This window comes from Arthrobacter sp. 131MFCol6.1 (genome assembly GCF_000374925.1).
GTDB lineage: Bacteria > Actinomycetota > Actinomycetes > Actinomycetales > Micrococcaceae > Arthrobacter.
This window is the reverse complement of the sequence record NZ_KB895547.1, coordinates 60,055-84,908: the sequence shown is the minus strand read 5'-3', so window position 1 is coordinate 84,908 and position 24,854 is coordinate 60,055. Positions and strand designations below refer to the sequence as shown.

The window sequence follows — 24,854 nt, the reverse complement described above, 5'->3', positions numbered from 1 at the left end:
GCCCTGAACTGGCCCGCGACCGGCGCGCATCCGGGCCAAACTGCTCTGGCACGCATGGCGCCCCTCGCCGACAATGATGGCAACACAGCCTGCCTTCCCGAGGGGTGCCATGCTTGCGCAGCAGCGGCCAGCCGGCGGCCCGGCGCCGATGCCGGACCGCGACCCGGTGATCGATCTTGTCCGGTTCTTTTGCCTGGCGTTGGTGGTGGTGGCCCACACCATGATGGTGAGTCCCGTGCTGCACCCGGACGGCACCGTGACCTCCGAAAACACCCTGGGCGATCAGCACTGGTTTGAACCTGTGGTGTGGGTCTTCCAGATCATGCCGCTGTTCTTTGTGGCCGGCGGCATCACCGGGCTGCAGTCCTGGCGCCGGCTCCGCGCCAGGGGCGGCACGGCCTTCGATTTCATGCAGGGCCGGCTGCTGCGCCTGATCCGTCCGGCCGCCGTCCTGCTGGCGGTCATGTTCCTTGGCCTGTCGGCGGCCCGCCTCGCAGGGGTTGACCCCCAGGTCATCGAGCTGCTCACCAGCGGAGCCGGCATGCCGCTGTGGTTCCTGGCCGCCTACCTCGCCGCGCAACTCAACCTTCCCTGGCTGGCGGCCCTCCACGCCCGCGCGCCGTGGCTGACCCTCGCCGGTCTCACCGCCCTGGTGGTGACAGTCGACTGCCTGCGGGGAGTGCTGCCGCTGCTGGCATACCTGAACATGGTGTTCCTGTGGTGCGCCGTGCAGCAGCTCGGATTCATCGTGGCAGATGGCCCGCGGCTGCTGCCGGGCCGGCCGGCGCACTTCGGCATCATGGTGGCCAGCAACATGCTGCTGGGGTTGCTGGTCTTGCTGGGGCTGTATTCCGGGAACATGCTGGTGAACCTCAATCCGCCCAATGTGACGCTGCTGCTCCTGGGCATCTCGCAGGCCGCCGCCCTCCAGCTCTTCCGGCCGGGGCTGTCCCGGATCGCGTCCATGGCCGGGGTGCGCCGGATGATGGGCGTGGCCGGCCGGCGGTCCATGACTGTCTATTTGTGGCATCTGCCGCTGCTGGCGGCAATGTCCGGGGTGCTGCTGCTGACGGATTTCCCCCAGCCGGCCGGAGGGAGCGCGGCCTGGTGGTGGGGGCGGCCCCTGGTGCTGACGGGAGTCATCGCGCTGCTGCTGCCGGTGGTGGCATTGTTTGGCAGGTTGGAGGAGCGTCCGACGGCGTCCGGACCGTCGCCGAGCAGGCCGGCGGCCGCCGTGCTGCTCGCCGCCGTCGCCGTTTTTGTCCCGGCAGTCAACGCTGCGCTCACCGGGCTCACGCCCGGGCTCCTCGGCGGGGGCGCCGCCTGCTTCGCGCTCGCCGTCGTGCTCCTGGGCCGGATTCCGGTTCGGCTCACAACGCCGCCTGACGGGCAGGGCGGATCGGAACCGCCATTGCCACGCCCGCCATTAAGTGCCAATGTCGAACCATGACGGAGAACTCGGCAACCACGGAAGATACCTTCGCCCCGGACGTCTCCACCACCCGGAACGACGAGCTGCACCGTTACGAACTCCGTGTCGGCGGCAAGCTTGCCGTCCAGGTGCGCTTCATCGACAGACCGGGGCATATCGACTTTATCCACACGGATACAGCAGAGCAGTTCCAGGGCCAAGGGCTCGCCAAAGTGCTGGCGCACTTCGCCCTCGATGACGTGGTTGCATCCGGCAAACGGATCATCCCGAATTGCCCGTTCATGTACCGCTACCTGCGCAAACATGAGTCGTACCACCAGTATGTGGACTGGCCGGAACGGGTCCCCGAGGGAGCCTGAGCGCCTGGCCCGGGAAGCCGGAACGGCGCCGGCGGCCTGCCCGCTTGTGAGCTGGAGAACAACCTCGTAAAGTTTGACCAGAGTTATGCAGTTGGCTCTTGGACAGGTCACTTTGGAGTACCCCCATGAACCATAAACTGCGTGTGCTTGTCCGGGTGGACGTCGATCCCGCACAGGTCACCCTCGAAATTACCGGTTGCGTTACCCAGTCTGATTCAGCAGCCCTCCTGCATATCGTGCGCCGCGCCTGCCGCCTCGAACCGGGCGCCGTCGTGGTCATCGACCTCCATGGCGCCTCCCACCTGGACCCGGAAGTGCTGCTGGAGCTCCGGCGGATCGCGGATGCCGGACACCTGCCCTCTGCCGACCCCGCGGACTCCGCAGAGGCAGGGCCGCTCCGTTTCGCCCTGGACGAGCCGGCCGTGCTGCCAATCTGCCTCGTGCACGTCGGTGCCGACGCCGAAGTCCTCGCCGGACTCGACACCGGCTACCGCCCGGCTCCCGTCGCCGTCGCCGGGAACGAATACAGCGAAGCTGCCGGACTGCTCGACGTCGGGCCCGGCTCCGGGCCCGACTCCGGACCCGGCTCCGGGCTGGCGGAGGCCAACAGCCCGCTGGTCGCGGAAACCGGAGGCGCCGACGACCTTGGCTCCATCAATGGGCTGGCGCTTTCGGAGTATTTCGAGGGAACGCTGGATCCTGTGGCCACGGTCCGGGCACTGTCCGACACCGCGCTGTGCCAGCTCGCCGACGCTCTCTACCGCCACCTCGACACCAGCACCCCGTCTTTCGGGGCGCACACCTGGTACGAGCTTGCGGCTGAAGAGCTTCAGAACCGCCACCTGCTCGACGGCGACGACCCCGCAGGGGACGAACTGGCGCAGGACACGGCCCTGGCCTGAGCCGGGACGAGACTAGGCTGACGCTATGAACCCTCAAACAGCCTCTACACCCGGCAGCACCGCCCTGGTCACGGGCGCGACGGCAGGCCTTGGCGCCGAGTTCGCCCGCCAGCTTGCCGAACAGGGCCACCGTGTGGTGCTCGTGGCCCGCGACGCCGGCCGCCTCGCGGCCACGGCGGCGGAGCTGGAGAACAGCTACGGGACCGCGGCGGAGACAATCGCCGCGGACCTGACCGACGACGCCGGGATTGCGGCCGTCGTCGCGCGCCTCAGCGACCCGGCCCGGCCGGTGGAGATCCTGGTCAACAACGCGGGAATCGGCCTGCTGCGGCCCTTCGAGGACAACGACATTGCCGAGGAAAAGAAACACCTGAAGCTCCATGTCGAAACCGCCATGGAGCTCAGCCATGCCGCCCTGCAGGGCATGCTCGGGCGGCAGTCCGGCAGGATCATCAACGTCGCCAGCGTGGCGGCCTTCCTGCCCCGCGGCACGTACTCCGCGGCGAAGGCCTGGCTGCTGAGTTTCTCGCGCTCGGCCAACATGGCCTACGCCGCGCGCGGGGTGAAGGTCACCGCCGTGTGCCCCGGCTTCACCCACACCGAGTTCCACGACCGGATGGGGATGGACAAGACGGCGACGCCGCGCTGGATGTGGCTCGAGGCCCGGCAGGTGGTCAGCGAGGGACTGGCGGACAACGCCAAGGGCAAGGCCGTCTCGATCCCCAGCAAGCGCTACAAAGTCCTGACCTCGGTTGCGCGGGTGCTGCCGTCAAAGCTCGTCGCCGGGCCGGCGCGGCGCGCCAAGTAGCCGCCGGGCCGCGGCCTGGACTGGGCGGACAGGTCCGGTACGGACCTTGCCGGCACGGCGGGGCCGGCACCTCGGTGTAGGCGGTGATCAGGGCGCAGCATCGGTGATGCGGACCGCCAGCATGCAGGTCGTGAGCCCCTCCAGGGTGTCCAGGCGGACGTTCAGCAGCCGCGACATCAGGGCCAGCCGCTTGCTGAGGGTATTCCGGTGGATATACAGCGCCTGGCAGACCCTCGATGGCTGGGCGTCGTGGTCGAGGTAGGCCCTGAGCGTGGGCAACAGCCGGCCGTTGTTGGCGCGGTCGTACTCCAGGAGCGGCGCGAGCAGATTCTCCGCAGCGGCGTGGGCGCCGCTGCCGGCCGTGGCCACCACCAGGGACTCGATGCTCATCGGGGCCGCGATGGTGGGCTCGCTGACCTGCCGGACCAGCCGCTGGGCATGGGCGAGGCCAAGCCTCAGCTCATCGACGCTGCGCAGCGGCCCCTTGATGACGAGGGGGAGCCCGGGAACGATCTGCCGGAGCGAGGCCAGCAGCCGGTCCGGAATCACTTGCCAGTCCGCCGCGGTGTCCGTCCTGGCCTGGGCGAGGGCGTAGATCGAGCCGCGATACGTGAAGACATGGGCATTGTTCAGGTGATCCTGTACGGCCAGCCGGATCCGCCATGCGTTCGGCAGCTGGGTCCTGTCCGGCTCGGCCGCCAGCAGGAATGTGGGGGCGTGCGCGTCCAGCCCCGTGGCGCGGAAGGTCCGTGTCAGCTCTTTCAGGGCCACCCCCTGCCAGTCCTCCAGCTGGAGCATGAGGCGCTCCAGCTTCCCCTGGTGCGGGGCGCCGGCCTTGAACGCACTGTTTAGCTGCATCGCAAGAATGGAGGACGCCGGCCCGATCAGGGTTGCGAGCGGTTCCCCGGTGGTCCCGCCCCGGACCACCAGCTGAAAATGATCCGTGCCGCCGGTGGGGAGCGCGAAGCTGGACCCCGGGGCCCCGCGTCCATCCTGCCGGAGGTCTTCGGCCGTCCAGCGTGAACCGGCCGGCCAGCAGCTGACCAAGGCGCCGGTGGTGTCAAAGACGGCGCATTGTCCGTCCGCCGCCGCGCCCACCTGCGCCAGCACGGCCCTGAGCGACCCGCCGGATCGCGCCGCCTTGGCGCACCTGTCGGCCAGCTCCCATGACTGCCGGGTCAGGGCAAACCGCTCGGCTTCCAGGACGCTCGTGACGAAGCGCTGCAGCTGGAGGGCCGGGACGACGCTGGGAACCTCCAACAGGGGAATCTGGTGGGCCTTGGCCGCCTCCACCAACGGCTTTGGAATCAGCCGGTGGGCTACTCCCGTAACGAATGCGATGGCGCAGACGGGGACGCCGGCCAGCCGTTCGACATAGGCGTCCCACGTCCGCTGGTCAAAGAAGTTGAATCCGATCCCGTGGGTGATCAGCAGGCAGTTGGCACCCAGGAAGGGGGTGGGGTCCAGGAACTCCGCCGGTGCGCTGTAGCTGATGGACGTCGCCAGGCTCTTGGCCGTGGAAGGCGTGTGCAGCCGGAGCTGGAGTGAATCCTCCGCCAGGAGGTCCGAGACTCTCATCGTGCCCTCCCGGTGCGCCGCCGCCGTCCGAATTCGGTGTGCATCGTGCACACTTGCTCTCCAAGTTAGTGGACATTTGCCCACTATGTAAGGGATGGGGCAGTCCCTACTGTTGAACGCATGAACAATGTTAATGTGGGCAGCGTCACAGCTGGCATCGAGATAAATTCGGACCTGGGCGAGGCCTTCGGGCTGCACAGCTTCGGCAATGACCGGGCGCTCATGGAAATCATTGACGTGGCCAACGTGGCCTGCGGTTTCCACGCCGGCGATCCGGACACCATGGAGGAAACCGTAGCCGCCGCCAAGGCACACGGCGTCCGGATCGGTGCGCACCCGGGCCTGCCCGATCTGACCGGCTTCGGGCGCCGCGAAATGAAACTGACTCCGGCCGAGGTCGAGTCCCTCATCCTGTACCAGACGGGTGCACTGGTGGGCTTCCTCAAGAAGGCCGGAGTGGAACTCAACCACATCAAACCCCACGGCTCCCTGTACGGGATGCTCTCGCGTGATCCGGAACTGATGCGGTCCGCCGCGAAAGTCGCCGCACTGTACGGTGTCCCCATCTTCGGGCTTGCCGGCACCGCGCACGAAAGCGTCTGCGCGGAGATGGGGGTGCCGTTCGTCGGCGAACTTTACGTGGACCTGAACTACAACCCCGCAGGCCAGCTGATTATCCAGCGCCGGCCCGAGGCCACGGACCCCGCCAAGGCCGCCGAACGCGTGCGCCGGGTCCTGGACGACGGTCTCGTGGAGACCTCCGACGGCTCGACCGTGGGCATCGACTTCACCAGCATCTGCGTCCACTCTGATGCCCCCAACTCGCCGGCCGTGGCGCAAGCCGTGCGGGCGGCCCTCGGCGAACGGCAGCCATGACCTGTCACGCACCGCCCACCCCACCGCAAACTGAAAGGCACACCATGTCACACCAAGTCACCTCGCCGCTTCCCGGAGTGTTCTACCGCAAGCCCGGCCCGGACAAGGATCCCTACGTGCAGGAAGGCGACGACGTCGAGGCGGGCCAGACGATCGGCGTCGTCGAAATCATGAAGCAGTTCAGCGAAGTCAAAACAGAAGTGGCCGGGAACCTGGTCAAGTTCGAGGTGTCGGATTCAGGCACGGTCAATCCGGGTGACGTGATTGCAGTGATAGAGGAAAAACCATGAAGAAACTGCTCATAGCCAACAGGGGCGAGATCGCAGTACGGATTATCCGCACAGCACGTGAACTGGGGATTCGCACGGTGGTGGTGGCGAGCGAACCCGATGTCGACGGGCTGGCTGCCCGCCTTGCGGATGAATACGCGGTCATTGGTCCCGCCCCCGCCAGCCAAAGTTACCTGAACCACGGCGCCGTCCTGAAAGCGGCAATCGACTTCGGCTGCGACGCGGTGCACCCCGGCTACGGCTTCCTGTCCGAGAATGCGGTGTTCGCCCGGGCCGTCATGGAAGCCGGGCTCATTTGGGTGGGCCCGTCTCCGGAAGCCATCGAGCTGATGGGGGACAAGGCGCGGGCACGGCAGGCGGCTGAGGCCGCTGGCGTTCCCACCCTCCGCGGGACCCACGGGGAGGCCCCCACCGGCGACGCGTTGCTGGAGATCGCGGCCGAGATCGGCTACCCCCTGGTGGTCAAGGCGGCCGCAGGCGGCGGCGGGCGCGGAATCCGGCTCGTGACCCGCGCGGAAGACCTGGCCTCGACCGTCGACGTGGCGCAGGCCGAAGCTGCCGCCGCGTTTGGCAGTGCCGCCGTCTACCTGGAGAAGTTTGTGGAACGCGCCCGGCACGTTGAGGTCCAGGTCCTCGGGGACGGCACCAACGTCGTCCACCTCGGTGACCGGGACTGCTCCATGCAGCGGCGGCAGCAGAAAATCCTGGAGGAGGCTCCCGCCCCTGACCTGCCGGACGCCGTCCGCAAGCACATGCTGGATTCCTCGGTGGAGCTTGCCAGGCAGTGCCACTACAAGGGACTCGGCACCGTCGAATTCCTCTATGACGCGGTCAACCACGAAGTCTCCTTCATCGAGATGAACACCCGGCTCCAGGTGGAGCACCCCGTCACGGAGATGGTCACGGGCCTTGACCTGGTCCGGGAACAACTGCTCATCGCCGCCGGCGAACCGCTTCGGATGCGCCAGGAAGACGTCGTCTTCCGCGGCCATGCCTTCGAGTTCCGGCTCAACGCCGAAGACCCGGCCAAGGGATTCATGCCCAGCCCCGGGCTGCTGGAACGCCTCGACTGGCCGGGCGGTCCCGGTGTCCGCATTGACTCCGGGTTCGTTGCCGGATCCACGGTGATGCCGTTCTACGACTCGCTCCTGGCGAAGATCATCGTCTGGGACGAAACCCGGGACGAGGCCATCGGGCGGTCCATCCGGGCCCTGGACGAGATCACGATCGAGGGCGTGTCGACCACCATCCCGCTGCTGAGCGCCGTGCTGCACCGGCCGGAACTGAAGTCGGTGGAGCACCACACCAAGTTCATCGAGACGACCCCGGAGATCCTGGGTGGGCTGTCATGAGCGACACCCTGAGCGCCGACTCGCTCAAAGGCACGGCACGCTACACCTGGGGCGGCGACGAGTTCCTGTTCGTGGAAATCTCCGAGGCCATGAGCCTCGCCGCGAACTTCAAATCCAACTCGATGGCCACCCGGCTCGGTGGCCGGGCGCTGGCCGGCGTGACCGAAATCTGCCCCGCCAACGCGTCCCTGCTGGTCCGCTTCGATCCTGACCTGCTGGGCGCGGCGGACCTCGAATCCGCCATGCGGGAGATCGAAGTCGAAGTGGACAACGCCTCCCACCCGGTGCTGAACACCCGGCTGATCGAGATTCCGGTCTGGTACGACGATCCCTACACGCGGGAAACCGGTGCCCGGTTCCGCAGCGGTCACCAGCGGCCGGAGGGGACCGACCTGGACTTTGCGGCCGAGGTCAACGATCTCTCCGGTGCCGACGAGTTCATCAGGCGCCACCACAGCAGTCCTTGGCTGGTCTCCATGGTCGGGTTTGTGGCCGGGCTGCCGTTCATGTTCCAGATGGTGCCGCGCGAGCAACAGCTGGAGGTGCCGAAATACCTGAGCCCGCGCACGGATACGCCTCCGCTCACCGTCGGTCACGGCGGCTGCTTCGCCTGCATCTATTCCGTCCGCGGGGCCGGCGGCTACCAGATGTTCGGGATCGCGGCGGCTCCGATCTTCGACCCGGCGCAGTCCCTGGCCGATTTCAAGGACTTCATGGTCTTCTTCAAACCCGGCGACATCGTCAAGTTCCGCCCCGTCGATGAGGTCGAATACAAGAGCATCAAGGAACAGGTGGACGCGGGAACCTTCGTCTACAAGCAGGTGCCGGTCACCTTCGATCTGGCCGAGGCCCTCGGCGACCCCGAGAGCTACAACACCAAGCTATTGGAGAACCTCAATGACTCTTGAGATCTTGGAACCAGGCCTCTCAACGACGGTCCAGGACCGGGGAAGATTCGGCCACTACAACGTGGGAATCCCACAAGGCGGCTCCATGGACCAGCTCTCCGCGGAGATCGTCAACGCCCTGGTGGGCAACACCGCCGAGGAAGCGGTGCTCGAATGCACCTATCTGGGCCCGAAATTCCGCACCTCCGCGCCCGCAGTGATCGCCGTGGGTGGTGCTCCGGTGGAAGTGAAAGTCAACGGAGCCACCGCCCCGCAATGGGAGGCCATTGAACTGGCCGCCGGGGACGAGGTCTCGTTCGGATTCCTCCAGGGCGGCACCCGGTACTACGTGGCAGTCCGGGGCGGCATTGACGTGCCGCTGGTGCTCGGGAGCCGTTCCACGTACGCCCTTGGTGCCCTGGGCGGCTATCAGGGCCGCAAGCTCGCCGCCGGGGACCAGGTCCCTGTGGGCGACACGGCATCCGGGGAGGTCCTGGGCGCGATCGCCCCGGAGCTGCGGCCGGCATTCCCGGCCGAAACGGAGATCCGGGTCCTTCTGGGCCTCTACGACCACCGGCTGACTGCGGCCGGACTGGCGACCCTTCTGGAGTCGACCTGGACGCTCACTCCGGTGGCCGACAGGACGGGCCTGCGCTACAGCGGGCCGGAGGTCGAATGGAAGGAGCGGGAGCAGCCCTTCGGTGCCGGTTCCGATCCCTCCAACATCGTCGACGCCGGATATGCGGTGGGTTCCATCCAGATCCCCGGCGGCAAAGAACCGATCGTCCTGCACCGCGACGCCGTGTCCGGGGGAGGCTACGCCATGGTCGCAACCGTCATCAGCGCGGATATGGACTCACTTGCCCGCAGCGCACCGGGGACCAAGACGCGTTTCGTCGCGGTGAGCATGGAGGAAGCCGTCGCTGCCCGTTCGGAAGGGAAGGCCCTCCGCCGTTCCATCTGGGGATAACCAACGCCCCCACAGCCCCGTGGCGCCCGCCCCAGGCTGCACAATTGCATCACTACAACACCAGAGGTGTCGCTTTGTCGTACTCAAATTTAGTAATGCCCGCCGACCAGCGGGTCGGCAAATGGTCGCTGACCATGGCCTGGTGGGCCCTGTTCTCGGCTATGTTCTGGATTTACGTGGCAGTGGCCTCGGCCGGGGCCGTCGGGGTGCCCAACACCATCATCGGCATGGTCCTCACAATCGCCACGTACGGGATCATCAACCTGGTGCTCTCGCGCTACGCGGCCCGCACCGGCCTGACGGTGAGTGTCTTCTCCCGGACCCTGTTCGGACTGCTGGGATCGGCGCTCGCGTCACTGATCTTTGCGGCCACGGCCATCTACTACGCCGTCTTTGAGGGTTCCATCATCGCCGTCGCCTTCCACGAATATTTCGGCGGCGAACTCGTGCTCTGGTACGCCGCGGTAGTGGTCTACGCCGTCCCCTTGGCAGTCGGCGGTGTCCAGCACTGGCTGGACCGGCTCAATGGGTTCCTGCTCCCGTTCTACTTCGCAGGGCTCGTCGCAGTGGTCATCGCCGCGACCCTGATTCAGGGCGTGCCCACCAATTGGATCGGCGAGGCCGCGGCAAGCTCCGCACTGCCGGGCTGGCTGACGTCCTACCTGATCTACATGGGCGTCTACATCATGATGATGTACACCTTCGACTATGCCCGGATGGGCAAACGCCAGGACCGCAAATTCCTCGGCAGCGTCACGTTCGGCTGGGTGTTCTATGCCTTCACGTTCGGGCTGAACGGCCTGGTCGGCATCTACATCATGAGTGCGTGGGGCCTCGAGGCGTCCGAGACGGGCGTGGTCACGGCCTTCATTTCTTCGCTGGGTGTTTGGGGGCTGCTGGTCATTTTCATCTCGCAGACCCGCATCAATACGGCCAACTACTTCCTCGCGTCGACGAACCTCTCGGCCTTCGCCCACCGGGTGTTCGGCCTCAACCTGCCACGGTATGTCTGGGTGATTGTCTCCGGAGTGCTGGCGTTCCTGCTGATGCTCACGGACGTGTTGAGCTACCTGCTGAAGGCGCTCGCCTGGCAGGGCGTCTTCGTCACGGCCTGGGTGGCGATCGCGCTGACGTACATCGCCGTGAACTGGAAAGAGGAGCGGTACTTCCCGGAAGTCCGGCCGGGCCGGCTGAAGCCGGTCACCGCCGGAGCCATCGCGTGGGTGGTTGCCTCCGCCACAGGCATCATTTTGACCGAGCAGACGGCGCTGCCCGTGGTCTCGCAGCTCACTCCGATGATCACCATGGCGCTCGCCGCCGGCTTGTACTATGCCGCCTACAAGCTCTCCCCGCCCCCGGTCATGGACGGACACAGGGACCTCTCGCCCGAGGAACATGCCGAGCTGCTGGCGGCCGAGCCGCAGTAGCCCGATCGCGCCAGGGCGGCTGCCCGCCTCTTCTCCCGCGGCAGAGGCGGGCGGCCGCATGACGTGCAGCGACGGCGGCGGGACCGTTACCGCCGTCGGCGGATCAACACGACGACGGCGATCCCGACGGCGGCGCCCACCAGTGTCTCGACGGCCCGTTCGGTCACCAGCACGCCGGGATCGGCCGGCGCGGCAAGCTGTCCGACCAGCAGGATCACCGGGGTGAAGGAGACCATGGCGAGGCCGTAGTGCCGGGTCATGAACAGCTCGGTGCTGAACTGCAAGACAATCACCAGGCAGACCAGGACGGCGGCCTCCTGACCGGGGAAGGCCAGCAGCGGTGACCCCGGCCACGGGAACAGGACCGCCGCGACCACCACGAGTCCGGCCAGTGTCCCGACGATCCGGTGGACGCCGCGGTACACGCTGCTGGGCAGGTCCGCCCCGGCAAGCGGTACCGCCGCCGCGGCCATGGCCCAGTGCGGGTGGCCGCTGCCACTGAGGACCCCCAGGGTCCCGGCGCCGCCGACGGCGGTGACGTAGCGGGCGGCATGCAGCCACGCCGCCCGGCGGCCTGCCCCGCGCAACACCGTGACGTCCCGCCGCCGCCCGCGGTGCCAGGCGCGGCCGACAAACCAGCCGCCAAAGCCGACCATGATGGAGAACCCGGCCGATCCCGCGGCGATGAGAATGCCCGTCTGCCAAGGGTCGGCGGCGGGAACGGAGGCGCACGCGCCCAGGGCCAGGATCCCGAAGAAGGGACCGGCGGGTTTCAGGGCCGTCCTGTCCGTGAACAGCGAGCCCACGCCGGCAAACGCGGCCTCAATGATCACCAGGGCCCACGAATGAATGTGGTGGACAGAGAGGAAGACGCCGACTCCTACGCCGGCAACCAGGAGGACAGCAGCCTGGCTTTGATGGCGGAGCCGGAGCTGGTGAGGCTCGGTGCGGCCGTACATGCCGGTCAGCGCGCCGAAAACTGCGTAGCCGGCCAGCTCGGGGCGGCCGGCCGCCAGGAGCGCGAGGGACGGAACGGCCACGCTGATCGCCACCCGCCAAGCCGACACGTGGTCCTTGTTGGCCGGGGCCAGGCTGTGCAGCGAGCGGATGTGGTGCAACAGGGACATCTCAACTGCCTCTCCGGTTTCCCGGGTTTCTCCGGTTCCCTAACTTTCGCGGGGTGCCAAGGGGGGCGGGCTTTCCCGGTCGCCCGGGAGCTGATAGTGGTTCGGACACGCCTAAGGCCTGCCCGGATGCGTCCCCCAACGGGTAAGCATCCGGAACAGGCCTCAAAGGGCGGGGCAGTCAGCTACGTAGCCTGGGCTACTGCTGCCGGTCCGGGCGGACCAGCAGGCTTAGGCGTTGGCCGGGACTTTCTCGGCTTCCCCGCGCCCTGCGGTGGAATCGACGGCCGGTGCGACCATGGGCATGTCCATGTGCTCGAGGTCGATCAGCGGATTCTCGTCCTGCGTCGCGACCAGCTCGCGGGCCTCGGCCTGGGTGTCCACGCTCGGCATGGAGCCGGGCAGCGGCATCTGGGCGGATTCCTTCAGGAAGTAGATCGCTACTGCGCCGATCGCCGAGGTGGCCATCAGGTAGTAGGCCGGCATCATGTCGTTGCCGGTTGCGCTGATCAGGGCGGCAACGATGAACGGCGTGGTGCCGCCGAAGATGGCCACCGAGAAGTTGTACGCGATGCCCATGGCGCCGTAGCGGCTGGCCGTCGGGAACTGGGCCGGCAGGGCCGAGGCCAGGTTGGCCACGTAGAACGTCACCGGGAAGGCAATCAGGGAAAGGCCGGCCAGCGTGGACCAGATTTCACCGATGCCGATCAACAGGAAGGCGGGGGTGGCGAGGACGACGGTGCTGATGGCGCCGATCCACAGCACCGGGCGGCGGCCGATCCGGTCAGAAAGCTTGCCGGTCAGCGGGATGCAGAGGCTCATGATGACCAGCACGGGGATGGTCAGCAGCGTGCCGTGCAGTTCGTCGTAGCCCTTGGACTCCGTCAGGTACGTCGGCATGTAGGAGGTCAGTGCGTAGCCGGCGGTGTTTGCTGCCGCGACCAGGATCATCGCCACGATGAGGGAGCGCCAGTACGCCTTCACGATGCCCACCGGGCCCTTGGAGGCTGCGGTGTCCGCGGCGGTTGCGTCCTTGGCGAGGTTCTCCTGGGCATCCAGGGTTGCCTGGAACTGGGGGGATTCCTCGATCTTGCTCCGGAAGTACACGGCGATCAGGCCGAGCGGGCCGGCAATGAGGAACGGGATGCGCCAGCCCCACTGCTCCATGGTGTCCTGGCCGAGGGTCAGCTGCAGCACCGAAACGAGGGCCGCGCCAAGGGCGAAACCGAGGTAGCTGCCCATGTCCAGGAAGCTGGCGAAGAATCCGCGGCGCTTGTCCGGGGCGTACTCGCTCACAAAGGTCGTGGCGCCGGCGTATTCACCGCCGGTAGAGAAGCCCTGGATAACTTTGAACAGGACCAGCAGGACCGCAGCCCAGATGCCGATCTGTGCGTAGCCGGGCAGGAGCCCGACGGCGAAGGTGCTGGCGGCCATGATCATCAGGGTCGCGGCGAGGACCTTCTGGCGGCCGATCTTGTCGCCCAGCCAGCCGAACACGACTCCGCCGAGGGGGCGGGCAATGAAGGTGGCGGCGAAGGTTCCCAGCAGGAACAGGGTCTGGACGGACTTGTCCGCTTCCGGCAGGAAGACCGGTCCCATGGTGGTGATCAGGTAGCCGAACACGCCGACGTCGTACCACTCCATGGTGTTACCCACGATGGTGCCGCCGAGTGCCTTCTTGAGCATCGGCTGGTCGACAACGTTGACGTCGGACTCGCGGAGTCGACGGCGACGTAGCTTCGGTTTCTTCACACCCTTGGGTGCGCCTTGGTTGGTTCTGCTGGCGTCGATGACGCCTGCTGAAGAGTCGGTCGTGCTTCGGTCTGTGGGCATTTGGGAAGCTCCTAGGGAGATCATTTGCTTGCGACTTGTAGCTGCCCCGCTCTGGGCAGGCTTTCAATTTTACGGGAATTCTCTGGAGTTTCCGAGTTGCGTGCCGTATGATCGCCCATTTCGGGTGCTAATTGGGGGCAATTCACCAATTTCTTTTGCCCGCTTTCGCCGCGCGGTTACTGGGAACCGGCCATCGCTGCGGCGCCGCGGCCAAAATTTTCCGCGCCAGCCCTCAGATGCGGGGGTTTTCGGTCGGATTCGGGCCGGCGGAAAGTCCGACGGCGGGCGCTACAGACATCTCATCGGGGCAGTCCTACGATTGATGGACACTTCATTTCACAGCGGTTAATTACAGCGGAAAGGAAGATCAATGGCGGATCATCAGTTCGGAGAAGAAATCGAGCCCGAGGTCGCGAGCCATCTGGCGCAGTCCATGGCTGAAGCCCCCGGACCCGAGACCCTGCATCCCGCTCCCCCCGGGCCTGGCCAGGGACAACAATGGCCGGACGGCAGCGGCAAGCAGCGGCACCCCAAGGACCGCGACAGCGCCCGCGGGCGGCAAGGCCAGCAAGTGGCCGCCGGAGCCATGCACCGGCAGAGCCGTCCGCAGCTGCCCCACCACGACTAGCCCCATCGCGGCCGGCCCCACATGACTAGGGGCCGGCGGCAGGGTCGGCCACGACGTCGGCTGGCGCCTTATCCAGGCGCCAGCCGCGCCACACCGGGTGCCGGAGCTTCCCGCTGCCGGTCCATTCCCCGAAGGTGACCTCGCCGACCAGTTTTGCGCTCACCCAGTTGGCGTCTGCGGCGTCAGCGTCCGGCACCTCCCGGAACGGGGAGGTCTTCCGTGGCAGGGCGTCGAGTTGCTGCCGGAGTTCCTTGAGTTCACGGGTGCTGAAGCCGCTGCCCACCCGGCCCACGTAGCGTAGCTTCGAGCCGTCCGGAATCCCCAGCAGCAGCGAACCCACGGATTCCCGGCGGCCGCCCTTGCCGGGCCGCCAGCCGCCCACCACCACTTCCTGGGTCCGTTCAACCTTGAGCTTGAGCCAGGACCGGCTGCGCTGGCCGACATAGCGCCCGTCCGTGCGCTTGGCCATGACCCCCTCGAGCCCGAGCTCGGCGGCGCTTTCCAGGATGTGCGCGACGTCGCCGTCGATCACGCCGGAGAGCTCCACCGGGGCGGCGGAAGGGCGGAAGAACTGCTCCAGCCGGCGGCGGCGCTCACTCAGCGGCTGGCGCCGCAGGTCCTGGCCGGCGTCGAACAGCAGATCGAACAGCATCAGCCGCACGGGCATGGATTCCTGCGCCCGGGCGACGTCGGCGGCCTTGCTCAGTTTCATGCGGCCCTGCAGCAGCCCGAAGTCGGGCCGGCCGGTGCGCCCGACGGCGATGATCTCGCCGTCGGCGACGAAGCCCTGTTCCGGCCAGCGGGACCGGTCCGTGAGCTCGGGGTAGCTCACCGACATGTCGATGCCGTTGCGGCTGATGAGCCGGATCTTCGTGGCGTCACCGATGACCAGTGCCCGCACTCCGTCCCACTTGAGCTCGATCTGCCAGTCCAGGTCCGGAAGGTCCGCCAGGGTCCCCGACGTGGCCAGCATCGGGCTGAATCCGGAGGCGTCGGGGGCACATTCGGCGCCGGTGCCGGTTTCCGCTCCGTCCTCGCGGCGGCCGCCGTCCCCGTCCTTATCGGCGTCGTCCGCTGCCTCGTCCGCGGTGTCGTCCTCTGTGCGGGCTGGGCGCCGCGGGCCGGGGCGGTCGTGCGGGCCGGCCGGGTCCATCAGGTGGATCAGCCACTGGTCATCGGCCTGGCCGGTGTGGATCAGGGCGAACCTGCGCGGTCCGCCGAGGCCCCCGCCCTCCGCGCCGGTCAGGGTGGCGATGACCTCCTTCCCCGCGATCCATTTCTCGCATTCGTAGTGTCCGTGGTCCCAGATGCTGACGGTCCCGGCGCCGTATTGGCCCTTGGGAATCGCACCTTCGAAGTCGGCGTAGTCCATCGGGTGGTCCTCGGTCTGGACCGCGAGGTGGTTCTTGGTTTTGCTGGTCGGGACGCCCTTGGGCAGTGCCCAGGACACCAGCACGCCGTCGCGTTCCAGCCGGAAGTCGTAGTGCAGCCGGCTGGCGTGGTGTTCCTGGATGACGAACTTCTCCCGGCGTGTCCCGCCCTTGTCCCCGGCCTGGTGCCGGTCCGCGGTGAAGGGCTCGGGAGTGCCCGCCCTGTCCCGTTTGGTGCGGTACTTTTCCAGCCGCGGGTCGGTGTCGCCGCCGTCGCCGGCCTGCTCGGGAGAGATTTCAGCCCTTCCCCCGAGCGTATGGTCAGCCGGATGGTCCGCCCGGTGGTCCGGCGCGTGCGGTGAGTGCGGCGCCGGGGTGCCGGCGCCATGCCGGCCGCCGGAAACCGGGGCGAACGGATCCTTGCCGGCCGCGACGCGCTTCATCACCTCCTGGTAGTCCAGCTGGTGCAGCGAGGGGGAGTTGAGTTCCCGCCACGTGCGCGGCGCGGCCACTGTCGGCCGGAGCCGGCCGCGCAGCGAGTACGGCACGATCGTGGTCTTGGCGGCGTTGTTCTGGCTCCAGTCCACCAGCACCTTGCCGGTGCGCAGGGCCTTTTTCATGTCGCTGACGGCCAGATCCGGGTGGTCGGCTTCGAGCGAGCGGGCCAGTTCGCGGGCGAAGTCGGAAATCTGGTCCGAACTCTGCGACCCGTCCAGGGCCGCGTAGAGGTGGATGCCCTTGCTGCCGCTCGTCACCGGCACGGGATCCAGGCCGACGTCCTGCAGGATGGTGCGGGCCAGCCGGGCCACCTCCACGCACTCCGCCAGTCCCGCGCCCTCGCCCGGGTCCAGGTCCAGCACCAGCCGGTCGGGCGGCGACGCATTGCCGTGGGAGTCAACCCGCCACTGCGGCACGTGGATCTCCAGGGCTGCGATCTGGGCCAGCCAGGTGAGGGTGGCGGGATCATTGATCAAGGGATATTGGATGGTCCGGTCCTTGTGCGTGATGGAGGCGCGGGGCACCCAGCCGGGTGTTGAATGGTCCAGGTTCTTCTGGAAGAACATCTCTCCCGGGGCGTCGGCGGTCCCGACGCCGTGGACCCAGCGCTTCCGGGTGGCCGGCCGGTTGCGGGCGGCGGGGATCAGCACGGGCGCGACGGCGGCGTAGTAGGCCAGGACGTCGGCCTTGGTGGTGCCCGTCTCCGGGTACATGATTTTTTCCAGGTTGGTGAGCACCAGTTCGCGTCCGTCCACCCGGACGCGTTCCTTACCGTTGGGCAAAACCCTTCACCTCCGCGCAACTGTGAGGTTCACTTGATCCATGAGAGCCATCTGGAAAGGCGCAATAGCGTTCGGGCTGGTCAACGTGCCGGTCAAGGTCTACAGCGCCACCGAGGACCACGACATCAGCCTGCACCAGGTCCACAACGCCGACGGCGGTCGGATCCGCTACCAGCGCCGTTGCGAGGTCTGCAGCAAGATCATCGACTACGAGGACATCGACAAGGCCTACGAGGACGATGGCCGCACGGTGGTCCTGACCCGCGACGAGCTCAAGTCCATCCCGGCGGAAAACAGCCACGAAATCGAAGTGGTCCAGTTCGTTCCGGTCGACCAGCTCGATCCCATGATGTTTGAAAAGAGCTACTACCTTGAACCCGACTCCAAGTCGCCCAAGGCCTATGTGCTGCTGCGGCGCGCCCTGGAGGACACGGACCGGGTGGCAATTGTGCAGTTCGCGCTCCGGGACAAGACGCGGCTTGGCGCGCTGAGGATTCGCGACGAGGTCCTGGTGCTGCAGTCGCTGCTGTGGGCCGATGAGGTCCGCGCGGCCAGCTTCCCGGCACTCGAGACCTCCGTCCGGATCTCGGCGCAGGAACGCGAGATGTCCGCCGCCCTGGTTGACTCGATGGCCTCCGACTTTGAGCCGGACCAGTTCACGGACGAGTACCAGGAGCAGTTGCGCCAGCTGATTGAGGCGAAGCTGGACAAAGGGGAATCGCTGGACACGGAGGAGACCTTCGGTGCCCCTGCCGAGGCCGGCGAGGGCGAAGTTATCGACCTGATGGAAGCCCTCAAGCGCAGCATCGAGAAAAAGCGCGGCGGAGGGCCGGCGGAAACCCCTGCCGGGCCATCCGGTTCTGCTGCCAAGGCCGCCCCGAAGGCTGCCGCCAGGGCGTCGGCATCCAAGTCCACTGGCACTAAATCCACAGCCACCAAGGCGGCGTCCACCCGGACTGCTTCCGCCAAGACTGCGGCGGCGGCCAAGACTGAAGCGGCTCCCAAAGCGACCGCCGCGAAGACGGCCCGAAAGGGTGCCTGAACCCGGGTGCCTGCCGGTGCCGTCGTGCACGCTAATCAGGAGTTCCGCAGGGCGGAGATGAGCTCGCTCTTCTTCTTGGCCGAATATCCCGTGAGGCCGATCTCCTTGGCGCGTGCCTTCAGCTGCGGCACGGTCCAGTCCTCGTAGTCCCCGGCCTTGCCGCCCTTGCGGCCGACTGAGGAACGGCCCCGCTTGGCGGCGGCGTTGGAGATCCTGGCGGCTTTTTGCTTGGAGGCGCCGTCCTCGAGCAGCTTCTCATAGAGCTCGGGGTCCTTGATGCTGGGGCTCTCCGAGCCTTGGGGCTCGCCCTTCTTCGTTGGCATGGCTGCGCGATCATCTCCTTCGGCCGGGAACCACTTGGGCGGCGGCCCGCGGTCGGTGCCGCCGGGGATTCCAAACTAGCCGCGCCGCCGGGCCGTGACAAGCATTTGCTAAGTTCACTGACAAAAGCGGTCACTGACGGTCCGCCGCCAGAGCAACGCGGGGTCACTTAGCGCCCAAGTTCCCCAACGGAATGGGCCGTAAGTGACCCCGCGTTGCCATTGAACGTGGCGGCAGGAAACGCGAAGGCCCGGCCGGCCCCTCATCGGGGGCGGCCGGGCCAACTGAAGCTGCCGGTGTTCCGGCGCGGGGCCGGAAGGTGAGGCTATTCGGCGTCGTGATCCGTCTCAAGGATCTGCACCAGGCGGTCGAGTGCGGCGTCGGCGCCTTCACCTTCGGCACGCAACACCACAACTTCGCCGTGCGATGCGCCAAGGCTCATCAGCGACAGGATGCTGGCGGCGTCCATTGCCTCGTCCTCGGGCTCGCCCAACCGGGCAATCGTGATCTCGAGGTTGTCGAACTCGCCTGCAGCCTCGGCGAAGATGGCGGCCGGACGGGCGTGCAGCCCGACGCGGCTGGCAATGGTGGCGTTACGTTCGGTCATTTCTGCTCCTTGAAGTCAGCTTGGGTGTTTGTCAGCTGTGAGAATCTGCTTGGAAAAAGTGTCCTGGTTCAGGCGGCTACGGGAACAGTTTCCACCGTATCAACCGGCTTCTTGACTGCCCAGCGCTTGAGCGCGATCACGGCGAAGGCACCTACGACGGTACCGACCGCAATGGCGATGCAGAACCACAGGAACGAATCGATCGCGAAGAAGACGAAGATTCCGCCATGCGGGGCCTTCGACCCCACGCCCGCCGCCATTGAGATGGCTCCGGTTACGGCGCCGCCGAGCATGCTGGCGGGGATGACGCGGAACGGGTCCGCGGCCGCGAAGGGGATGGCGCCTTCGGTGATGAAGGAGGCTCCCAGCAGCCAGGCGGCCTTGCCGTTTTCCTGCTCCGCCAGGCTGAAGAGCCTCTTGTTCAGCACGGTCGCGGCCAGTGCCATGGCCAGCGGCGGGACCATGCCGGCAGCCATGACGGCCGCCATGATCTGCCACGGTGCCTGGTTGGTGATGGAGGCTGCGCCCAGGCCGGCGACGGCGAAGGAGTAGGCAACCTTGTTGACCGGACCGCCGAGGTCGAAGCACATCATCAGGCCCAGGATGATACCCAGGGCGACGGCACTGGCGCCGGTGAGGCCGGCCAGGAAGTCGTTGAGCCCGACAGTGACCCGGGCGATGTAGGCGCCCAGGAACACGAACAACAGGCCAGACGCCGCGAGCGACGCCACGAGCGGGATGACGACCACCGGCATCAGGCCGCGCAGCCAGCGGGCCACCTTGAGCTTGCCGATCGAATGGGCCACGTAGCCGGCGATCAGGCCGCCCACGATGCCGCCGAGGAACCCGGCGCCCATGAAGACGGCGGTGGCACCGGCAACGAAACCGGGGGCGATGCCGGGCCGGTCAGCGATGGCGTAGGCAATGTAGCCGGCCAGTGCAGGCACGAGGAAGCCCAGGGACAGGGCGCCGATCTTGAAGAGCACGGAACCCAGGTACGCGCCCAGCGGGCCCCAGGCCAGTTCCGGGTATTCGGTGGGCAGGTTGAAGAGGCTGTTCTGCGCCAGGATCTTGTCCGCGAAGGCGGTGATGTCGTAGCCGCCCAAGAGGAAGCCGAGGGCGATCAGCAGGCCGCCGCCGGCCACGAACGGGATCATGTAGCTGACACCGGTCAGGAGGGCCTTCTTCAGCTTCGTGCCAATGTGCTCACTCTTTTCCTCGGCGGCCATCTCAGCCTGCTCCTCGGCGCCGAAGTGGGGCACGCGGTGGGCGTGCGGGTTATCCGCTGCGGCCAGTGCCTCGGCGACCATCTTGTCGGGTTCGTCGATGCCGCGCTTGACCGGCGCGTTGATCACCGGCATGCCGGCGAAGCGCTCCTTGCCGCGCACGTCCACGTCCACGGCGAAGATCACGGCATCGGCGGCGGCGATCACGGCGGGGTCGAGGGCCTTGGCGCCGGAGGATCCCTGGGTTTCCACCTGCAGGTCCACACCGACTTCCTTGGCCGCGGCGACGAGCGAGTCGGCGGCCATATAGGTGTGGGCGATGCCGGTGGGGCAGGCCGTCACGGCGACGAGGCGCTTGGGCCCCTTGGCCTTCGCTGCGCCGGCACCTTCACCGGTTGCGGCCGCCACGGTTGAGGCGGCGGTCGCGGATGCGGCGCCGGTCGCTTCGGCAGCGGTGTGGGCGGCCGGCTTGTCCGCCAGGGCGGCGTCGACGAGGTCGACAATTTCCGCCTCGGTGGTCGCGGCGCGCAGGCTGGCCGTGAAGTCCTTCTTGATCAGCGACCGCGCCAGCTTCGAAAGCAGCTTCAGGTGGTCCTGGTCCGCGCCCTCGGGAGCGGCGATGAAGAAGATGATGTCCGCGGGCCCGTCCTTGGCGCCGAAGTCGACCGGCTGGGACAGCCGCGCCATCGCCAGGGTGGGTTCAGTGACCGCCGTCGAGCGGCAGTGCGGGATCGCGATGCCGCCCGGGACGCCCGTGGCGGTCTTGGATTCGCGGGCGAAGGCGTCGGCGAAAAGCCCTTCGGCCTCGGTGGCGCGTCCGGTGTCAGCAACCCTGCCTGCCAGATGCCGGATCACGTCCTCGGGCGAGCTGCCCAGGTTCTGGTCGAGCTCGACCAGTTCGGTGGTAATGAGCTGTGTCACTGTCAATCCTTCCGGAGGGCCGTGATGGTTACGGCATCAGGGGTGGTTTGGTTGACTGCCGGGACAGTGGAGCCAGGCAGGGAAGCGGCGGCGGCACCATGGGCCACCGCCTGACGGAGGCAATCGACCGGGGCGGCGCCCTGGCTGGATGCGAGCAGGTATCCGGCCAGCGAGGAATCGCCGGCGCCGACAGTGCTGACCGCGGTGACCGGCGGGTGCGTGGCCAGCCACGCGCCGTCGGCCGTCACTAGAACGGCACCCTTGGAGCCGAGGGTGGCCAGTACGGCACCCACTCCGGAGCGCACGACGGCGGAGGCGGCAGCTGCTGCAGCCTCCGGGTCCGCTTCGAGCTCCTCGGCGGACTTGTTCGTGGCGAAACCGGCTGCGGCAGCCAGTTCCACCAGTTCCTCGGCGTTGGGTTTCAAGAGGTCCGGTTTTCCCGAGGTATCGCCGGAGACCGCTGCGGCGAGGGGCTCGCCGGAGGAATCGACGGCGACCCGTGGTGCGGCCTCGCCGTCGAACAGGGAACGCAGCCGCCGGGTGACGGTCGCGTAGAAGTCGGCCGGGACCCCGGGTGGGAGCGAGCCGGCCAGGACTACCCAGGCGGCGCCGCGGGCGTGGTCCAGCAGGAGGCTGATCAGGGCCTCCTGCTGGTCCTCGCTGAGGGCCGGTCCGGGTTCATTGATCTTGGTGGTGACGCCGCCGGGCTCAGTGAGGGCCACGTTGCTGCGCAGCGGCTCACCGATCGGCAGGGCCGCGAACGGAACGTCGGTCTCCCGCAGCCCGGTCAGGACAGGGTCGGCCTCGGCGCCGGGGAGAACGGCGACTGTCTTCAGCCCCGACGCGACGAGGGCGCGGGAGACGTTGACTCCTTTGCCGCCGGATTCCTGGCGGACGGAAATGGCCCGCTGAACTTCCCCGCGGAGGAGGGGGCCGGGCAGCGCCACGGTGCGGTCCAGGCTGGGGTTGGCGGTGAGGGTGACAATCACGCGACCACCACCTCCACTCCGGCTTCCGCAAGGGCGTCGGCGAGTTCCCGGCTGGGTTGCGTGTCTGTGATCACGGTGTCCAGATCTTTCAACGAGGCGAACTGGACCAGCGTTTCCGCGTCCAGCTTGGAGGAATCAGCCAGCACCACAATGCGGCGCGCTGATTGGACGAAGGCAGCCTTGACAGCGGCTTCTTCAGGATCGGGTGTGCTCAGCCCGAAGGCTGCATGGATACCGTTGGTACCGATGAAGGCGATGTCCGGGCGGATCCGGCGGGCGGCTTCCACCGTGGACTGGCCCACGGCGGCCTGGGTCAGGCCGCGGACCTTGCCGCCGAGCAGGTGCAGGGCGATCCCGGGGCCGCCCGACAGCCTGGACGCGATGGGCAGGGAGTGGGTGATGACGACGAGTTCGGCGTCGGACCCGGGGCCCGGCGCGGTGCCCTGCGCGGCAGCTCCCGCGGCCCGGGCCGACAGGAGTTCGGCGAGGGCCTCCGTGGTGGAGCCGGCGTCGATCAGGATGCTGCCGGTGAGGCCCTGGGGGATGAGGGCCAGGGCGGCCTCGGCGATCCGGGTCTTCTCGGGCTGCCGCTGGACGGTCCGCTCCAGGATGCTTTCTTCCGTGGTGCTGAACCGGTCCGGAGAGACCGCGCCGCCGTGCACCCGGCGGACGCTGCCGGAGGCTTCCAGGGCGGCGAGGTCCCGGCGGATGGTTTCGGTGGTGATACTGAAGCGCTCGGCCAGGTCAGTGACGCTGGCCCGGCCGCTGGCGTAGATGAGCCCCACGATCAGCTGCTGGCGTTCTTCGGCGAACACTTACCCTCCATTGCGTACTGCGTCTGTCCTGGTTCTTGCTGGCTGTAGTGCTGGAAATGCGCCCTGGCCGCTTCGGTGACTCCCGTCACATGAAGTGGAATTGTTTGACTTTATCTTTGTTCTTGTTGGTTTGTCAATGAAAAACCACATGAACGCAGAAAGGGTGCCTTTGCCACGGGACATGTCCAGTGGTCGGGCCGGCGCCGCGGGGCATGTCCAGTGGTCGGGCCGGGGAGTGGGCATTTGGGGGTTATGTCCATGGTCCGCCGCGGGCGCTGGGCATGTGCTGCGGTTCAGGTGGTTGCGGGCCGGGCGCCGGGGGGCATGTCCAGTGGTCGGGCCGGGGAGTGGGCATTTGGGGGTTATGTCCATGGGCCGGCCCGCGGGCTGGGCATGTGCCACGGTTGTGCGCGGGTGGGCCACATGACGGAAGCCGGGCCCGACCTTGAGGTCCGGCCCGGCTTCCGGGTCGTTGGGTTCCGCGCCGCGCAGTGGGTGCGGGGAAATCTCAGATGCCTGCGTCGCGGCTCTCATTGCGGGTGATGGTCTCGCCGGTGTTGGGGTCCACTACCGTGCGGCTTTCGCTGACCCGGCGCGTGCGGCCGCGTCCGGGGCCGGCGAGGACGAGTGAAGCGATGAGTCCAATCACGCCGACCGCCATCAGGATGTAGCCGATCATGGCCTGGTTTACGTTGGGGATCAGCCCCGGGGCGACGGCCCAGGCGAGGATGGCGCCGATGGCGATGAGGAAGATTGCGGAACCGATTCTCATAACGTGCTCCTTGATGCCCGGGACGGGCCGATGATGGTAAGCATGCTGTCCAGCGTCACGCTACAACCCCGCCACGGCTGTTTCAATGAAGCGCCCTCCGCCCCGCGGGGAAATTTTCGCGCCGGTTTCGGCCAGCCGCGCCCTTTTCGGACGGATGCGCCACCGATCCGGGGTGCGGAGGTCCGATTCCGCGGCGGAAACCGCGCAGCACCAACGGGCGCGGGGCCGAGCGTGCGGCGGTGCTGGATAGGCTGGGCCAATGGAGACGGTGATCTGGTCAAAACCCGAGCATGAACGCGGCGGCACCCCGCTGCTGGTGATGCTGCACGGCTACGGTACGGACGAATTCCGTATGTCCAAGCTGTTCGCTTCCCTGCCGTCCGAGTTCAGCTGCGCCGCACTGCGTGGACCGAAGGACATTGGAGACCACTACGGCTGGTTCCTGCTGGACTATTTCCTCACCCATGACTTTGCCGACGTCATCGCCTCCACGAACGCGGTCTTCGCCTGGATCGAGACGGTCAAAGCCCGGCACAGCAGCGTCAGCCTGTTCGGATTTTCGCAGGGGATGGCCATGGCCAGCACGCTCCTGCGGCTCCGGCCGGAACAATTCCGCGCAGCTGTGGGGCTCTCGGGCTTTGTCCTGGACAACGAACTCCTGGCCATGAGCGAATCCTTCACTGCCCGGCCGCCGTTCTTTTGGGGCCGGGACAAGGGCGACGTCGTCATTAACGACGCAGCCACCGAGCACACCGAGGCGTGGCTGAACCGGAACACCCAGCTCACGGCCAGGACCTATCCGGGCATGGGCCACACGATCTCGAAGGCAGAACTCGTGGACGTCAGCGCGTTCCTGCGGCACTACGTCCTGCGCTGACCGGGTGTAGACAGAGGTGATGACCGGGCACTGACCCGGCGCCGGGGACCCGCGCCAACCCGCGCCAATCCCGCAGCCGAAACCCCGGATCATCCACTTGCATGCCAAATATGTAAGCGCTTACAATCGACCTCGGCCATGAACACCGGGCCTACGACTTCAGGGGGA

Annotated in this window: 23 protein-coding genes; 13 read left to right on the top strand and 10 right to left on the bottom strand. The window is 67.3% G+C overall.

What is annotated here, in order from left to right; all coding sequences use genetic code 11:
• Positions 1–109 precede the first annotated feature (109 nt).
• The 4 genes from C566_RS0113505 (at position 110) to C566_RS0113490 (ending at position 3,501) form a co-directional block, all read left to right on the top strand.
• Positions 110–1,450: an acyltransferase family protein gene (locus tag C566_RS0113505; protein ID WP_018774880.1), complete on the top strand. Its 1,341-nt coding sequence runs from the start codon at positions 110–112 to the stop codon at positions 1,448–1,450.
• A complete protein-coding gene (locus C566_RS0113500; protein WP_018774879.1) occupies positions 1,447–1,791 on the top strand; it encodes a GNAT family N-acetyltransferase in 345 nt (114 codons plus the stop codon). Before C566_RS0113505 ends, C566_RS0113500 begins: the two co-directional genes overlap by 4 nt.
• A gap of 125 nt (positions 1,792–1,916) precedes the next feature.
• Entirely contained in the window at positions 1,917–2,693 is a 777-nt protein-coding gene (locus C566_RS21495) for a hypothetical protein (RefSeq protein ID WP_018774878.1), read from the top strand.
• Between the two features lie 25 nt (positions 2,694–2,718).
• The gene (locus C566_RS0113490; RefSeq protein WP_018774877.1) at positions 2,719–3,501 is read left to right on the top strand and encodes an SDR family NAD(P)-dependent oxidoreductase; all 783 of its coding nucleotides are present in this window, start codon (positions 2,719–2,721) and stop codon (positions 3,499–3,501) included.
• Between the two features lie 87 nt (positions 3,502–3,588).
• Here the strand turns inward: C566_RS0113490 and C566_RS0113485 are convergent, their stop codons facing one another.
• Positions 3,589–5,079: a helix-turn-helix domain-containing protein gene (locus C566_RS0113485; protein ID WP_026266680.1), complete on the bottom strand. Its 1,491-nt coding sequence runs from the start codon at positions 5,077–5,079 to the stop codon at positions 3,589–3,591.
• A gap of 120 nt (positions 5,080–5,199) precedes the next feature.
• Here C566_RS0113485 and pxpA point away from each other — a divergent pair, with 120 nt between their 5' ends.
• The 6 genes from pxpA to C566_RS0113455 all read left to right on the top strand — a co-directional run bounded on the left by pxpA (position 5,200) and on the right by C566_RS0113455 (position 10,881).
• Complete coding sequence (gene pxpA / locus C566_RS0113480) at positions 5,200–5,955, top strand: 5-oxoprolinase subunit PxpA (protein WP_051082321.1); 756 nt, start codon at positions 5,200–5,202, stop codon at positions 5,953–5,955.
• Positions 5,956–5,999: 44 nt separating this feature from the next.
• A complete protein-coding gene (locus C566_RS0113475) occupies positions 6,000–6,245 on the top strand; it encodes an acetyl-CoA carboxylase (protein WP_018774875.1) in 246 nt (81 codons plus the stop codon).
• Positions 6,242–7,597 carry an acetyl-CoA carboxylase biotin carboxylase subunit gene (locus C566_RS0113470; protein WP_018774874.1) on the top strand — a complete coding sequence of 452 codons (1,356 nt, stop codon included), beginning with the start codon at positions 6,242–6,244 and terminating at the stop codon, positions 7,595–7,597. The genes C566_RS0113475 and C566_RS0113470 overlap by 4 nt, the downstream gene beginning before the upstream one ends.
• Positions 7,594–8,505, top strand: a complete 912-nt coding sequence (locus C566_RS0113465; RefSeq protein ID WP_018774873.1) for a 5-oxoprolinase subunit B family protein — start codon at positions 7,594–7,596, stop codon at positions 8,503–8,505. The genes C566_RS0113470 and C566_RS0113465 overlap by 4 nt, the downstream gene beginning before the upstream one ends.
• Entirely contained in the window at positions 8,495–9,454 is a 960-nt protein-coding gene (locus C566_RS0113460; RefSeq protein WP_026266678.1) for a biotin-dependent carboxyltransferase family protein, read from the top strand. Before C566_RS0113465 ends, C566_RS0113460 begins: the two co-directional genes overlap by 11 nt.
• A gap of 95 nt (positions 9,455–9,549) precedes the next feature.
• On the top strand, positions 9,550–10,881 hold the full coding sequence (locus C566_RS0113455; protein ID WP_018774871.1) for a purine-cytosine permease family protein: 1,332 nt from the start codon (positions 9,550–9,552) through the stop codon (positions 10,879–10,881).
• Between the two features lie 86 nt (positions 10,882–10,967).
• On the opposite strand, the gene C566_RS0113450 is transcribed toward C566_RS0113455, so the two are convergent.
• Positions 10,968–12,008, bottom strand: coding sequence for an FUSC family protein (locus tag C566_RS0113450; protein WP_018774870.1), 1,041 nt, complete (start codon positions 12,006–12,008; stop codon positions 10,968–10,970).
• A 228-nt stretch (positions 12,009–12,236) separates the two neighbouring features.
• Positions 12,237–13,838: an MFS transporter gene (locus C566_RS0113445; RefSeq protein ID WP_018774869.1), complete on the bottom strand. Its 1,602-nt coding sequence runs from the start codon at positions 13,836–13,838 to the stop codon at positions 12,237–12,239.
• 370 nt (positions 13,839–14,208) lie between these two features.
• Between C566_RS0113445 and C566_RS22415 the strand changes: the two genes are divergently transcribed.
• On the top strand, positions 14,209–14,466 hold the full coding sequence (locus tag C566_RS22415; RefSeq protein ID WP_026539459.1) for a hypothetical protein: 258 nt from the start codon (positions 14,209–14,211) through the stop codon (positions 14,464–14,466).
• Between the two features lie 25 nt (positions 14,467–14,491).
• Here C566_RS22415 and C566_RS0113435 read toward each other — a convergent pair whose 3' ends face one another.
• On the bottom strand, positions 14,492–17,089 hold the full coding sequence (locus C566_RS0113435) for an ATP-dependent DNA ligase (RefSeq protein WP_018774867.1): 2,598 nt from the start codon (positions 17,087–17,089) through the stop codon (positions 14,492–14,494).
• 67 nt (positions 17,090–17,156) lie between these two features.
• Here C566_RS0113435 and ku point away from each other — a divergent pair, with 67 nt between their 5' ends.
• Positions 17,157–18,158 (top strand): non-homologous end joining protein Ku, encoded by a 1,002-nt coding sequence (gene ku, locus C566_RS0113430; protein ID WP_018774866.1) that lies wholly within the window; start codon positions 17,157–17,159, stop codon positions 18,156–18,158.
• A gap of 35 nt (positions 18,159–18,193) precedes the next feature.
• Here the strand turns inward: ku and C566_RS0113425 are convergent, their stop codons facing one another.
• The 6 genes from C566_RS0113425 to C566_RS0113400 all read right to left on the bottom strand — a co-directional run bounded on the left by C566_RS0113425 (position 18,194) and on the right by C566_RS0113400 (position 23,809).
• On the bottom strand, positions 18,194–18,481 hold the full coding sequence (locus C566_RS0113425) for a DUF7218 family protein (RefSeq protein WP_018774865.1): 288 nt from the start codon (positions 18,479–18,481) through the stop codon (positions 18,194–18,196).
• Positions 18,482–18,804: 323 nt separating this feature from the next.
• The gene (locus C566_RS0113420; RefSeq protein ID WP_018774864.1) at positions 18,805–19,086 is read right to left on the bottom strand and encodes an HPr family phosphocarrier protein; all 282 of its coding nucleotides are present in this window, start codon (positions 19,084–19,086) and stop codon (positions 18,805–18,807) included.
• Between the two features lie 68 nt (positions 19,087–19,154).
• On the bottom strand, positions 19,155–21,233 hold the full coding sequence (locus C566_RS0113415) for a PTS fructose transporter subunit IIABC (protein WP_018774863.1): 2,079 nt from the start codon (positions 21,231–21,233) through the stop codon (positions 19,155–19,157).
• Between the two features lie 2 nt (positions 21,234–21,235).
• Complete coding sequence (locus C566_RS0113410; protein ID WP_018774862.1) at positions 21,236–22,222, bottom strand: 1-phosphofructokinase family hexose kinase; 987 nt, start codon at positions 22,220–22,222, stop codon at positions 21,236–21,238.
• Positions 22,219–23,037 (bottom strand): DeoR/GlpR family DNA-binding transcription regulator, encoded by an 819-nt coding sequence (locus C566_RS0113405; RefSeq protein WP_018774861.1) that lies wholly within the window; start codon positions 23,035–23,037, stop codon positions 22,219–22,221. The genes C566_RS0113410 and C566_RS0113405 overlap by 4 nt, the downstream gene beginning before the upstream one ends.
• A gap of 508 nt (positions 23,038–23,545) precedes the next feature.
• Positions 23,546–23,809: a DUF6458 family protein gene (locus tag C566_RS0113400; RefSeq protein ID WP_018774860.1), complete on the bottom strand. Its 264-nt coding sequence runs from the start codon at positions 23,807–23,809 to the stop codon at positions 23,546–23,548.
• 259 nt (positions 23,810–24,068) lie between these two features.
• Between C566_RS0113400 and C566_RS0113395 the strand changes: the two genes are divergently transcribed.
• The gene (locus C566_RS0113395) at positions 24,069–24,686 is read left to right on the top strand and encodes an alpha/beta hydrolase (RefSeq protein WP_018774859.1); all 618 of its coding nucleotides are present in this window, start codon (positions 24,069–24,071) and stop codon (positions 24,684–24,686) included.
• The last annotated feature ends 168 nt before the right edge of the window (positions 24,687–24,854 follow it).